This window comes from Oerskovia sp. 140933 (genome assembly GCF_059651515.1).
The window spans coordinates 93,413-105,890 of record NZ_JAMXIO010000012.1; the positions used below are offsets into that span (position 1 = coordinate 93,413).

Below are 12,478 nucleotides of genomic sequence, written 5' to 3' on the forward strand. Positions count from 1 at the left end.
CGGGTGTGGGTGATGGTGAGTACAGGCATGGTGACCTCTCTGCGCGGGAGGTGGGTGGCCGGGCGTCCCGGACCTTTTTTCGCCCCCTCCTGGCGTCGTAATCACCGCCCGCGCGGGGCCTCGGGGCGCAACCCGCGGTCCGGCCCGACGACGGGGCTCGTTGCCCGGGTGAAGCGACGAAGGAGCGCCGGGCGGCGAGTTTCGACGGCGGGGCGGCGACGAAGTCGAGCGGGTTGAGCCACGGGGTGCGCGGGCGATGATGGAGAGCCAGGAGGGGAAGAAAACCCCGCGCGCAGCGCGGTGACAGCGGCCGCGCAGCGGCCACGAGCACCCGCGACGAAGTCGCGGGCACGGCATGCAGGGGCTCTTTTGAACTTCCCCCTCGCTACCGATAGTTGATCGGGTAGACGTTCCCTGCGTCTACTAGTACGGTCTGTCGCACTGGCTGACCAGTCCAGTGTGGGGGGCGTTTTGCTGGTCCCTCACTCCTCAATGAAGAGAGAGTGTGAAGCATGCGAAGCTCATGCACGTCCAGGCCGGGCCGCTGCCCGACACCAACATGAAGACCGTGAAGCGTACGAACGTCGGGAACGCGACGTGGTCGGCGTCGAACCCGTCGTCCTCCGGAGCTGTGTACCGCACGCTGGTTCGCTCCTCGACTGGTGCGTCCTCGCAGTCTTCGACCTCGTACGCTCCGTGACCGGAGTCGTCGTCCGGTGCATTGACGTGCATCATGCCTATGGTCGCCGTCAGGCCCTTCGGGGTCTGACGGCGGCCATGGGCCCCGGGCTCGTCGGTTTGCTGGGGCCGAATGGTGCCGGGAAGTCGACCCTGATGGGGTTGCTCTCCACCCTCTCGGAGCTTCAGTCGGGAACGATCCACGTCGGGGATGCTGATCTCTCGGATGCGGAGAAGGTGCGGCGTCACGTCGGGTACCTTCCACAGAGTTTCACGGTGCCCGCGTTGGAGCGGGTGCATGCGGTCGTGGAATATGCGGCGTGGGCTCGCGGTGTCGACAGCGCACAGTGCGCACAGGTCGCGGCCGAGGCGATGGCGGCGACCGGGATCGAGGAGCGCGCCCGCGAGCGGGTTCGCTCCCTCTCGGGCGGGTATCGCCAGCGGTTGGGTATCGCGTGCGCGATCGTGGGTGACCCGTCGCTGGTTCTCCTCGACGAGCCGACCGTCGGGATCGACCCGGTACAGCGTGTGCAGATCCGGCAGCTCCTGGGGCAGGTCGCAGAGCGAGCCACCGTGCTTCTCGCCACCCACCTGCTGGAGGACCTCGACCTGCCCGACGCCCGTGTCGTGGTGATCAACGAGGGCCAGGCACTCTTCCAGGGCAGCATCACGGAACTGAGCCTGCTGGGAGCCGGGGTGGTGGAACCGGGCCAACGACCTCTCGAGGCCGGGTACGTGACGGCACTTCGGGGGCAGTCTTGAGCGCGCCCGTCCGAGCGCGCTCGCCTCTGCGCCCTCCGCGGTCTGTTCGCGCGGGGAAGCGATCGCCACTTCGCCGTCTGCTGTGGCCGCTCTCACCGACCCACCTCCTGGTCGTGGTCGCAGTCGGTGCCGCGGGGTGGGCGTATGTCGCTGTCAATGTCTTGGACTGGGCGCCAGCAAGCTGGCTGCGCCTGGACAGGAACATCCGGGACGCGTCATGGGTCCCGGCGTTGGTCGCGGCGTTGTGCGCCGGCTACTTCGGACGCTGGGTGTCCCCGTCTTCGGCGATGTTCAGCCCTGCCGCTGGCCGCGGTCTAGAAAGGCTCACCGGTGCCTTGATCCGTTCACTCGCCCTCGTCATCGGCGCAGTGAGCCTGGGCTCGGTCGCGATACTCGCCTTGATCGTCGCTGCCCGAGGCGCTGACGGTATCGGGGCGGTTCTCAGCACCGTCTCCCACGTGGCCGGGGTGATCGCCGCGGTCCCGCTGGGATTCGTTCTCGCTCGAGTCTCACCGGCACGAACCTGGCCACTGGTCACGCTGGCGGGCACGGCACTGGTGCTCTTCCTTCCCCTCCTGGTCACAGACACCCTCATGGTCGACACGGGACGCTCTCTCCTGTCGGTCTCGCTCTCCTGGGGGATCGCAGCCCCCGATACCGGCTGGACCGTTCCAGCGACCATCGCACTGCTGCGTATGGGGTACTTCGCGCTGCTGGCACTCGCGTGCGCGCTGCTGGCGGGCGCTGTGGTGCGCCGCGGCTCGACGCGGGACAAGGTCCGTGCGCTCGCACCTGCCGCCATGCCGGTCGGGCTGCTCGCAGTGATCGCGCTCGGCTCGCCGAACCTGCACCTCGTGACGCCCACACCCGTCGAGATGGTCTGTGGCGAGCCGACCGAGAAGACGAGGGTCTGCGTCGCCGACGACGACCACGCCCTGCTTCCAGACATTAGCAGGACGGTCGAGACGCTGGCATCCGTCGCGCCGCCGACGAGTCCCGTGCTCGTCTCCTCCCCCACCGGCTCTGCCGGAAGCGACCCCTCGACGATCCTCCTTCCGGAGATCGCGAACGCCACCACCCGCTCAGGCTTCGACCGGCAGGTCGCACGCGAGACATCCCTTGCACTTCTCTCCCCGGGCGATTGCGACGCGCTCGAGGACGCCGATGTCCCGGCTGAGTACTGGCGTGGGGTGCTGTCGAAGATGCTCACGACCGTAGGAGTCCCGCCCGAGCAGACCGGGATCGTCGAGGACTCCGGCGCCCCGGTCTACGGCAACGGCTACGACCGCCTCGCACCCCTCAGCACGCCGGACTTCGCAGACTGGTTGACCCAACACCTGGACCAGGTGCGTGACTGCTCCCTGACGGAGGACCAGCTACCGTGACGACGTCCTACTGGTCGGGCAGGCAACCCACCGTCCTCCTTGCCGCGGCGGCGCTCTACGCCGTGATCTCGATCGGCCTCTGGCGCCACCAGTTCGTCACCGAGCCAGTTGCCGGCGGGGTGCTGCGCGCGTTCCCCGCGATGGAACTAGCGGCGATCCTCTGTGCACCGGTCGCCGCCCATGGCCTCACCTCGCGCATGCCCGCTCTCGACCTCACCTCACCGCGACCGCTGCGGCGGCGCGCCATCGCTGCCGCAACATCCCTCATGGGCGCCTTCGCGGCGGTGCCCCTGCTGATCCTGGCCGCAGTCAACCTGGTTCCCGAACTCCTGCCACCTGGGACTTTCGCGGACGTGAGCACCGAGGACCGACCACTGGACGCGATCTACACACCCACGATGGCGCTCAGCATCGCAATGGGGGTCGCGCTCCTGTGCGCCCTCGCGCTGCTGGCCGTCGGACTCGTCGGCTCGGTCGCCGGCCCCGTCCTCTACCTCGCACTTGCGGGCGCGATCGTGATGGCACAAGGGACCACCTCCGGAAGCGTGATCGCACTGAGCGGAGCAGGAGATCCGCCCTACGAGATCCACCTCTGGGGCGCCCTCCTCGCCGCAGCCGCCTGCAGCACCGCCACTCTCGTGTGGTCCCGAACCCGGGCAGCAGCAGCACCGCTCTCGGCCCGACTACGACACTCCCGTTGGCTCAGTACGGGCATCCCATCAAGCGCGCCGACCAGGGCCTCCGCAAACAACTAGAAGCGCACGCTAGTGAAGTTGACATTCGAAGGCGGTCTCAACCCACCAACGCACCACGAGGGTAGATGATGCGTGGTCGTGGAGGCTGGGATGAGTGTGGTGACGTCGCTGCCAGCGGCAGTACAGGACGTCGTGTGGCAGGCATGGGGCGAGGGCGAGTCACTGCGGCGGATCGCCGATCGGGCCGGCGTCCCGTCGCATCACGTGCGCCGGTACTTGCTGCGTCATGGTGGGGTGCGACCCGCGTTGCCGAGACGCTCCCCACGGCACCTGAGTCCAGGTGAGCGGGAAGAGATCTCGCGTGGGATCGCTGCTGGTCTTTCTGCCCGGGCGATCGCCGAAGGGTTGGGGCGGTCGGCGTCGACGGTCTCGCGCGAGATCGCCCGCAACGGCGGCCGTGACGCCTACCGTGCGACGGTCGCCGATGAGCGTGCCCGCGTCGAAGCCCGGCGGTCGCGGGTGCCGCGTCTCGCGAGCGACGAGCGGCTGCGGGCGGTGGTGCTCTCGCGGCTCGAGCTGGACTGGTCCCCGCAGCAGATCGCGGCGTGGCTGCGCCGCGAACATCCCCACGAGCCGGGCATGTGGGTCTCGCACGAGACGATCTACCGCGCTGTCTATCTGCCGGCATCGCGGAACCTGCCGAAGAGCACGTACCAGCGGCTGCGGTCCGGTCGCACGATGCGCCGGCCCCGGCTCGTGAAGCGATCGCACGGGCGAGGGCATCTGCGCGACATGGTCTCCATCCACCACCGCCCCGCCACCGTGACCGACCGGCTCGAGCCGGGTCATTGGGAAGGTGACCTCGTCATGGGCAAGCGCCCGAGCGCGGTCGCGACCCTCGTCGAGCGCACCACCCGCTACCTGAAGATCGTGCCGCTGCCCGACGGGATCAAGGCCAAGGACGTCAGCATCGCGGTCGCCCGCGCCCTGTTCAACGTCCCACCCGGCATGTGCAAGTCCCTGACCTGGGACCGCGGCCGCGAGATGGCCGACCACGCCTTCCTCAGCGCACTCATCGACGCCCCGGTCTACTTCTGCGACCCCCGCAGCCCGTGGCAGCGCGGCACCAACGAGAACACTAACCGCCTCCTGCGCCAGTACCTCCCGCGGCGCACGAACATGAACGCGACGAGTAACGACGAGCTCGAACGCATCGAGAGGCTCCTCAACGAACGGCCTCGGCAGGTCCTTGAATGGGCGGCGCCGACGGAGAGGTTTCTTGAGACCGCAGCGGCGGCTCGAGAATTGCGCCGGTCGATGAGCAGATCCGACGCAGGCGTGCGAGCTGTAGCTGAGGAATGAAGCCGGGGCAGGCAATGAGAATCGGCGACTGTGATGTGTCTCTGCGAGACCGCCCACCGGGGATACCCCTTCGAGTCAGGAGGGCGACCAGCGTGGGCGTGGCGCCGGTCTGGGCGCAGCCACGATCACATCGGGCTTGTCACGTGGACGATCCTGAGTGGGCCTTCTTCAGGTGTGGGCGTCTCGAACCCGTCGATGTACGCGATCGCTCGCTCGCGCGACACAGCGATGTCGTCCGGGCCGGAGTTCTCGCGCTGGGCCAACCTGTCCAGGAGGATCGACCGCCTGGTGTCCAGGTAGTAGACGACCGGGACGACGCCGAGGGGGGCGCAGAGCCGCCTGAACTCATCGCGCGAGGCACGGGACCAGAACGAGGAGTCCACGACGACGCCCTTCCCCTGCTTCACACAGTCGACGAGCTTGTCCTGGAGCGTTCCGTTGACGACCTGGCGCGCGTCGTCGCCGATCGGGTGGGTCCGGTGCCCGAGGGCCCACGCCTCGCCGTCGAACGAGACCCTGACATAGCCCCGGGCCTCCAGGCCACGCGCGTAGGTCGACTTCCCCGATCCAGCCGGACCGCACATGAGGATGACCTGGTCCACGTAGCCAACCCTATGCGGGCTCAACGCAGGTGAGGGACAAAGGCGGTGACGCCCGGGTAGGAGTCGAGGGCTGCATGACCACCTACGGCCGGCATCACCCGGAAATCCGCTTGACCATACCGCCGTGCCGTAAGCCGATCCCCTACCGAGACACCCCGCGCAACGCCCACGCGGCGAGGCAGCACCTTGATGTCGACTGTCTCGATAGACCCGCTCGAAAATCTGCCCGGTGAGGGCTGCCTATCTGCGACACTCACGGCATGACCGCGACGCTCATCGGGTACGCACGCTGCTCGACCGCCGAACAAGACCTCACCGCCCAACGCCAAGCGCTCGAGACGATGGGAGTCGACCCGAGACGCGTCTACGTCGACCAGGGCGCGACCGGCACCCACCGCGACCGGCCCGGGCTCCGCGAGGCCCTGGCCGCGACCCGGTCCGGGGACACGCTCGTGGTGACCAAGCTCGATCGCCTCGCCCGCTCGATCCGCGACGCGCGCGACATCGTCGACGAGCTCACCACCCACGGCGTCCGGCTGCAGATCGGAGGCACCGTCCACGACCCCAACGACCCGGTTGGCCGGCTGCTGCTCAACGTGCTCGCGAAGGTCGCCGAGTTCGAGGCTGACCTGATCCGCGCCCGCACCCGCGAAGGCATGGCCATCGCGAAGGCAAAGGGCAAGCTCAAGGGCCGCAAGCCCAAGCTCACTCCTGCCCAGGAGCGTCACCTCGTCGACCTCCACCACGCCGGCAACCACACCTCCGCCGAGATCGCCGAGCTCTTCGGGGTCTCCCGCGCGACCGTCTACCGCGCCGTCGGACGTGCTCGACCTCTGGCAGCACGCTCGGGCGAGGCCTAGCCTCGATCCATGTGGAGACGTCATAAGCCGAAGCCGCTGGATGAGGTCGATCGCTGGATCAACGAGGGCCAGTCCGCCACCGTCGAGGACCGGCTCAACACCATCGCGCACCAGCACGCCGGACACTCGGAAGACGAGGTCCGAACCGCGCTGCAGTCCGCGAGGATCCCAGCTCCCGCGTCGGTGATCGACGGGCTCGCGTCCCGGATCTCTGTCCTCGAGCCCGCCCAAGGGACACGGGCCACGGTGCGCATGCGCACCCACGATCCCCGCTGAGCTCGACGCTAGAGTTCCTCGGAGTGAAGGTGGTGCGTTGATCGGTTGAGACCGCCACCGTTTCTCGGACACTGCGGCCGCCGCCGCGACACGCCGACAGAACATGTCGCAGAACTAGTGTCCGGAAACCGCCGGTGTCGCAGAACGCGGTCCGGAGGTTTTCGCTACCGTCGCGGCCATGGCACACACCTACGGGTACGCCCGGGTCTCCACCACGGCGCAGAACCTCGACGCCCAGGTCGACGCGCTCACGGGACCCGGCGGCGTCGACATGCGCGACATCGTCGTGGAGAAGGCCTCCGGCCGCCGCGAGGACCGCCCCAAGCTCGCCCGCGTCCTCGCGCAGCTACGCGAGGGCGACACCCTCGTCGTGACCAAGCTCGACCGGCTCGGCCGCTCGGCCGCGCACGTCGCGCGCCTGGTGCGCGACCTCGACGACCGAAAAATCACGCTGCGATCGCTCACGGAGACGATCGACACCTCGAGCGCGACCGGACGCCTCATGGTGCACGTCCTGGCAGCTGTTGCGCAGATGGAGGCCGACCTCGCCCGGGAGCGCACGCTCGACGGCCTCGCTGCCGCCCGTGCGCGCGGACGTGTCGGCGGCCGCCCGAGCGTCATGACACCTGATCGAATCGAGGCTGCACGCGTTGCGCTCGCCGGCGGGCAGTCCCGCGCCGCCGTCGCCCGCGCGCTCGGCGTCTCCCGAGACACCCTGTACCGACACCTGGGAACTGTTACAGCCCCCTGTGAACTACCGCTCTGACCGCTCGTCGAGGGCGGAAGAAGCCTCCGCTGACCTCGGCCGCACCGTGGCGGGACGGGCAACTCGCACCTCTTGAGCACGCACGCCTACCAGCTAAGTAGTGCGAGTTGCATTGGATGCAAGGACTCGCACCGAGGCGCGATGAAGATGAGTTCGCAGGCCAGGACGCCATTCGGTCCTTACTATGACCTCGACGCCACCCGGGTCCTTGTCGCTGCAGCGCTGCTCACCCTAGGTTTCGTGCATCTGATGCACGATTCCTCGGAAGGAAGGCGGCGTGGCCGAGACTCCTGGGACGGTGCCTACACGGCCTCTGGGCGCGTCGAACGTCTCTCTTCTGCGTGTGGAACTGCGGGTCTTCGACGCGAAGCTTGCCGGCTGGCGCAACCAGATGCTCGCGCGCGGGCTGACCGTAGCAACGATCAAGAGCCGCAATCGGGTCGTCGAGCGCTTCCAGGTGTTCACCAACGACTTCCCGTGGTGCAAGCAGGCGTCTGACCTCGATGAATACTCCGCGCAGCGTCGCTCAAACGGCCGGTCGTTGGGGCTGTCGACGTTACGTGCGGAGTCGAACGCGATCGCGATGTTCTGCTCCTTCGTCTGCGACGGGCGCTACGGCTGGGTGGCCCTTTGCGAGCAGCACTTCGGCGAACTGCCGTCTCAGATCGTGTTCGAGTGGATCTCGCCACGGCACACGACCGACGACGCGCTCAATCCCGGTCGCCGTGCCTTCACGATCGACGAGCTGCAGCGCTTCTTTGACGCCGTCGACGACCATGTCGATGCTCACCACAACGCCCGCTCCAAGCGGTGGTTGACGGCGATGCGTGATTCGGTGGCGTTCAAGGTTGCGTACGCCTACGGGCTGCGCCGTCGTGAGCTCGTCATGCTCGACGTGCAGGACTTTGGGCCGAACCCGCACGTGCCCGCCTACGGACCGTTCGGTGCGTTGACGGTGCATTGGACGAAGGGCATGGCCGGAAGCGGGCCGCGGCGTCGCACGGTCCTGACTACGCCCCGGTTCAACTGGGTCACAGCTCTGCTCCAGGCGTGGCACTCCCCCGGCGGCCGCGACCTGTTCGCCACCGCGGCTCGGTCGGGGGCGCTGTGGCCGTCCGAGCGCACCGACCGCATCACGATGAACGGCCTGGCCCGCTCGTTCGCGCGGTTCCGGGTCATGGCAGGTCTCCCTGCGGAGCTGAGCCTGCACGCGCTGCGGCACTCGTACGTGACGCACCTGATCGAGGCGGGCTACGACCCGCTGTTCGTCCAGCAGCAGGTCGGGCACTCGTACTCCTCGACGACGGCGCTCTACACCTCGGTATCCGCGGACTACAAGCAAAAGGTCGTGCAGCGGATGATCGCCAACCGGCTGCGCATCGGTACAGGAGAAACCCGATGAGTGAGATCAGGCGTCTCGGCTACACCTGGCACCTGCGCCAGCTCATGGCCCAGCACAACCTCTGGAAGTCCCCCGAGCTACGCCCACTGCTGCGTGACCGCGGCATCAACCTCTCCGACACGCAGATCTACCGCCTCGTGACCGGCACGCCCGAGCGCATCTCGCTCGGTGTCCTCGTTGCGCTCTGCGACATCTTCGACTGCTCCCCCGCCGACCTCATCGAACCGAAGGTCGAGCTGCGCGCCGCGAAGACCGCGAACGCACCACGGCTCCCCCTCGACAGCGACACCACAGCCCCCGTGGCACACCGCATCCGACTCGTGAAGGGCGACGATGGCCCGTCCGCGCAAGCCTGATCCGAAGGCATTCCCCACGCCCTGCGCACGCTGCGCCGGTCACCACCTGCTCTGCGTCACCTGGCCCGATGGACGGTTGTGCAACTACTGCCGCCTTGCTGCCATCCGCACGATAGGCACCTGCGCCTGCGGGCACGAAGGAGTCCTACCAGGCCGCATCGCCGGGCTCCCCGCTTGTCGGACCTGCTCCGGAGTCCGCGTGAACATCGACTGCCGGCGCTGCGGTGACGAAGTGGAGCTCGACCGCGACGGCTCATGCCAACTCTGCGTGTTGAACGACCTCGTCGACTCCGCCTTCGCTGACCCCCGCACCGGGAAGACCTCGAGCCAACTGGTCCCGATGGCCGATGCGCTCAAGAGCATGGAGCGTCCTAACTCCGGACTCACCTGGATCCGCCAGAAGCACGTCGCCACCATGCTGCACCAGCTCGTGCGCACGATCCCAGTCACGCACGCTTCCGTCGACAGCCTCACCGCCGGACGCACTCGCGAGTACATCCGCGGCCTGCTCGTAGAGCATGGCGCCCTGGAACCGCGCGACGAGCTCCTCGCCAGGTTCACAGACTGGGCAATGGAGGCAGAGAACCGCTTGACGGACGCCGAGCACCGCACGGTCATCCATCGCTGCATCCGATGGAAGCACCTGCGCCACATGCGCGCCGAATCCCCCATCAGCAACGGCACCTTCCTGCGCGCCAAGCAGGTCACCACGGTAGCGATCGAGTTCTGCAACTGGCTCACCACACGCGACACCACGCTGACTGAGGCCACCCAGGACGACGTCGACACCTGGATCGCCACCGGCACGACGACACGCCTCAACATCGCCCGTTTCCTCCGCTGGGCCCGCGCAGCCAAGATCACGAACCCCGACCTTGAAGTCCCCCGCCATCGACGTGGAACAGCCCCGCGCCTCGACCACGCCGGCCAGAAGGTAGCGCTCAATCGAGCCATCACCGCTTCCGAGATGTCCGCCCGTAACCGGTTGGCAGCGATCCTCGTCCTCGTGTTCGCCCAGCCCGTCGAGCGCATCGTTGCGCTGCGCTGGGACTACATCACGATCACTGACCACAGCGTCACCGTCGACCTCGCTGGCACACCGATCCGTCTTGACGAGCCGCTCGACGCAGCCGTGCGCGAGCTCGCGGCCGATCCGCAGCACGCCCGCACCGCGGCACACCCCGACTCCCCTTGGGTCTTCCGCGGCTCCATGCCCGGCGCACACATCACTGCCACGCACCTGCGCCAGGAACAACGACCGCTGTTCTCCTCCCTCGCCGCAAGGCTCGGCACCCTCACCGAGCTCAGCCGCCAGACCCCCGTCGCGATCCTCGCCGAAGTCCTCGGCTACACACCGCAGACCCTGAAATCGCACGCCATAGCGGCCAACGCGAACTACGAGAATTACCTCGCAGATCTCTGCGCGCCCCTGGCTCCGTCGCCGAGCTCGTAGCAGCGCACGCTAGAGGTAAGCCATGCTCACCGCAAGAATCGCTCCATCGCCGACGGAGAAAACAAGTCACCGGAGGGCAGGCCCATCGCGATGTCCTGCTCAACCGGCGAGATCGCGACCTCTTTCAGTGGATCTCGATCGTCAAGATCGATGGCGAACCACTGCTTGGTCCCGGTGTTCCTGAAGCGCACCCGCGAGAACTGCCACTGATCACGATCAAACTGCGGATGGACTCCTAGCGCTTCCCACTCACCGCTTCGCATGGCGAAGTCGCTGAACTTGCCCACAAACACAGCGGAACGAGGGTCAGGCAAGGGTGCTGAGCCTCGTTCGGAGGGTTGAGGAGATTCGGAGAAGAGGTGCAGCGCGACGATCCGTCCTCTCGGAACCCGTCTTGCCACTACAGCAAACCCGTCCCGCGCGCCTTTGAGTGGAACGCGAAAGGTCGAACCCTCAGGGATTGAAGTTGCCACCGAGATCTCGATTCGCACGGAACGTGAGTGAAGCCAACACCAGTGAGCCCTCGCACACGTCAACGTGCACGTCACCCTCTAGCCCGTTCACACCTTAGTCGGAGCGGAGCCTGCCTCACCATCGGGCCCGACGGTCCGCGAACGCGACCTGCCCAGGCGGCCGCGGACCGAGCACTTCCTACCGCCCGGTCCTCCCGGGCGGCCAGCGTTGCACGGGTAGTGCGTGGCGCTGGTCCGTCCGGACGAGGCGGTGACGCCTGGAACTCGCACCTCCCGGGCACGCACCCCTACCAGCCACCCCTGCCGGTAATCGACCTGATCGTGAAACTCTGATCGCAACCGCCCGATGGGTTGTTCGTCGACGTGCGCGAGGCTTGCTAGCAGCCAGGATCGTCGCGAACGCAGACGAGGGCTTGCTCCGCGATTCTGGCTTTAGCGGTGTTCGTCATCGGTGGGAGACTGCGCGTCATGCGCACCGACACGCTGGATCAGGTTTTCGACTGGCGCGGTCGGCGGGTCCGCTGGACCCGCTTCGGCGCCGGCCCCGCGGTGGTCTTTTGCCAGGGTACGCCGTGGTCGTCGGCAAACCGGAAGCGCGTCAGTCCAACCATTCGGTCGCGATTAGCCCTGCTTCCACAGCGAGCTCACCCTCGGTGAAATATATGACGATGGTCTCAGGCAATTCGGCTGACCCTCCGAAATAATCGAACTGCCAAAAGCCCATTGTGTTTAGCACCTCAATAGCGCCCTCCATACGCATGCCCGTGATGCGCCCGAAGGACACACCCAGACTACCTATCGGTGTATCGAATCGTAACAAGAGACTCCTGGCCCCCGGCTGGATACAGACACTGACAAGTGTTGAGTCATTGAAAAGATCAACAACGCCCCTCTCCGTATGAACTTCGATGATGCCGACATCGCGCTTCCATGGCGAAAGCCCTTGGAACTCCATACTCATACCGCCCTTCGGAGGTGCCAGTACACGCGGCCAAGATCGCGCCACGTCATCATCGACGTGTTCTTACGGTCCGGCTTGCCCCAGCCGGAAGGTGATCTTTCATTCCTTGGCTGGTACACCTTGTGCGGCGTTGCAACATATCGGCCGTTCGCGTAGTGCGCCGCACCCTTGAGGTCGTAGTGCCATTTTCCAGCTTTATCTTCGATCGTGACACGATGCCTACCGCCGTTATATTTCTGCACCATCCTCGCTCCGACAGCTTGTTTTGCGGCCGCGTTAGCGCGTGTAACAAATGTACACGCCGCATTGTGAACCAGGGTCTGCTGCACGGATAGGTGACAGCGGGTCTCAGCCTGGATCCGCCGGCCGGATCGGGCTGAGGGGCGGGTCGTGAGAGCCGAATGCTCCTGTGACCAGCAAGAATGGACTTGCTGAGAGTCCCAGACC

Annotated in this window: 13 protein-coding genes; 9 read left to right on the plus strand and 4 right to left on the minus strand. The window is 66.9% G+C overall.

All coding sequences use genetic code 11. From position 1 onward, the window contains the following. The first annotated feature begins 696 nt into the window (after nt 1-696). The 4 genes from NHG27_RS08710 (at nt 697) to NHG27_RS08725 (ending at nt 4,882) form a co-directional block, all read left to right on the plus strand. On the plus strand, nt 697-1,440 hold the full coding sequence (locus NHG27_RS08710; protein WP_497015901.1) for an ATP-binding cassette domain-containing protein: 744 nt from the start codon (nt 697-699) through the stop codon (nt 1,438-1,440). A 287-nt stretch (nt 1,441-1,727) separates the two neighbouring features. Further along, complete coding sequence (locus tag NHG27_RS08715; RefSeq protein ID WP_497015902.1) at nt 1,728-2,825, plus strand: hypothetical protein; 1,098 nt, start codon at nt 1,728-1,730, stop codon at nt 2,823-2,825. After that, the gene (locus NHG27_RS08720) at nt 2,822-3,580 is read left to right on the plus strand and encodes a hypothetical protein (protein WP_043651913.1); all 759 of its coding nucleotides are present in this window, start codon (nt 2,822-2,824) and stop codon (nt 3,578-3,580) included. Before NHG27_RS08715 ends, NHG27_RS08720 begins: the two co-directional genes overlap by 4 nt. A 90-nt stretch (nt 3,581-3,670) precedes the next feature. Then, nucleotides 3,671-4,882 (plus strand): IS30 family transposase, encoded by a 1,212-nt coding sequence (locus NHG27_RS08725; protein WP_187662127.1) that lies wholly within the window; start codon nt 3,671-3,673, stop codon nt 4,880-4,882. Between the two features lie 125 nt (nt 4,883-5,007). On the opposite strand, the gene NHG27_RS08730 is transcribed toward NHG27_RS08725, so the two are convergent. Further along, the gene (locus tag NHG27_RS08730; RefSeq protein WP_232089073.1) at nt 5,008-5,484 is read right to left on the minus strand and encodes a P-loop nucleotide/nucleoside kinase family protein; all 477 of its coding nucleotides are present in this window, start codon (nt 5,482-5,484) and stop codon (nt 5,008-5,010) included. 260 nt (nt 5,485-5,744) lie between these two features. Here NHG27_RS08730 and NHG27_RS08735 point away from each other — a divergent pair, with 260 nt between their 5' ends. The 5 genes from NHG27_RS08735 (at nt 5,745) to NHG27_RS08755 (ending at nt 10,597) form a co-directional block, all read left to right on the plus strand. After that, a complete protein-coding gene (locus NHG27_RS08735; RefSeq protein WP_497015909.1) occupies nt 5,745-6,344 on the plus strand; it encodes a recombinase family protein in 600 nt (199 codons plus the stop codon). 454 nt (nt 6,345-6,798) lie between these two features. After that, a complete protein-coding gene (locus NHG27_RS08740; protein ID WP_255178832.1) occupies nt 6,799-7,386 on the plus strand; it encodes a recombinase family protein in 588 nt (195 codons plus the stop codon). A gap of 277 nt (nt 7,387-7,663) precedes the next feature. Continuing rightward, nucleotides 7,664-8,788 carry a tyrosine-type recombinase/integrase gene (locus NHG27_RS08745; protein WP_497015914.1) on the plus strand — a complete coding sequence of 375 codons (1,125 nt, stop codon included), beginning with the start codon at nt 7,664-7,666 and terminating at the stop codon, nt 8,786-8,788. Beyond that, nucleotides 8,785-9,144 carry a helix-turn-helix domain-containing protein gene (locus NHG27_RS08750; protein WP_497015915.1) on the plus strand — a complete coding sequence of 120 codons (360 nt, stop codon included), beginning with the start codon at nt 8,785-8,787 and terminating at the stop codon, nt 9,142-9,144. Before NHG27_RS08745 ends, NHG27_RS08750 begins: the two co-directional genes overlap by 4 nt. A 199-nt stretch (nt 9,145-9,343) precedes the next feature. Further along, the gene (locus tag NHG27_RS08755) at nt 9,344-10,597 is read left to right on the plus strand and encodes a site-specific integrase (RefSeq protein WP_497015917.1); all 1,254 of its coding nucleotides are present in this window, start codon (nt 9,344-9,346) and stop codon (nt 10,595-10,597) included. Between the two features lie 26 nt (nt 10,598-10,623). Here NHG27_RS08755 and NHG27_RS08760 read toward each other — a convergent pair whose 3' ends face one another. From NHG27_RS08760 to NHG27_RS08770, 3 genes are all read right to left on the minus strand, one after another. Continuing rightward, nucleotides 10,624-10,884 carry a hypothetical protein gene (locus tag NHG27_RS08760; RefSeq protein WP_497015918.1) on the minus strand — a complete coding sequence of 87 codons (261 nt, stop codon included), beginning with the start codon at nt 10,882-10,884 and terminating at the stop codon, nt 10,624-10,626. Nucleotides 10,885-11,668: 784 nt separating this feature from the next. After that, nucleotides 11,669-12,031 carry a hypothetical protein gene (locus NHG27_RS08765; protein ID WP_497015920.1) on the minus strand — a complete coding sequence of 121 codons (363 nt, stop codon included), beginning with the start codon at nt 12,029-12,031 and terminating at the stop codon, nt 11,669-11,671. Then, nucleotides 12,028-12,360 (minus strand): hypothetical protein, encoded by a 333-nt coding sequence (locus NHG27_RS08770; protein ID WP_497015921.1) that lies wholly within the window; start codon nt 12,358-12,360, stop codon nt 12,028-12,030. Before NHG27_RS08770 ends, NHG27_RS08765 begins: the two co-directional genes overlap by 4 nt. Between the last annotated feature and the right edge of the window lie 118 nt (nt 12,361-12,478).

Excerpts from the sequence above, each read along its gene's own strand:
- NHG27_RS08715 (WP_497015902.1), top strand. The coding sequence starts at position 1,728 with ATGTTCAGCCCTGCCGCTGGCCGCGGTCTAGAAAGGCTCACCGGTGCC.
- NHG27_RS08725 (WP_187662127.1), top strand. The coding sequence starts at position 3,671 with ATGAGTGTGGTGACGTCGCTGCCAGCGGCAGTACAGGACGTCGTGTGG.
- NHG27_RS08735 (WP_497015909.1), top strand. The coding sequence starts at position 5,745 with ATGACCGCGACGCTCATCGGGTACGCACGCTGCTCGACCGCCGAACAA.
- NHG27_RS08740 (WP_255178832.1), top strand. The coding sequence starts at position 6,799 with ATGGCACACACCTACGGGTACGCCCGGGTCTCCACCACGGCGCAGAAC.
- NHG27_RS08750 (WP_497015915.1), top strand. The coding sequence starts at position 8,785 with ATGAGTGAGATCAGGCGTCTCGGCTACACCTGGCACCTGCGCCAGCTC.
- NHG27_RS08765 (WP_497015920.1), bottom strand. The coding sequence starts at position 12,031 with ATGAGTATGGAGTTCCAAGGGCTTTCGCCATGGAAGCGCGATGTCGGC.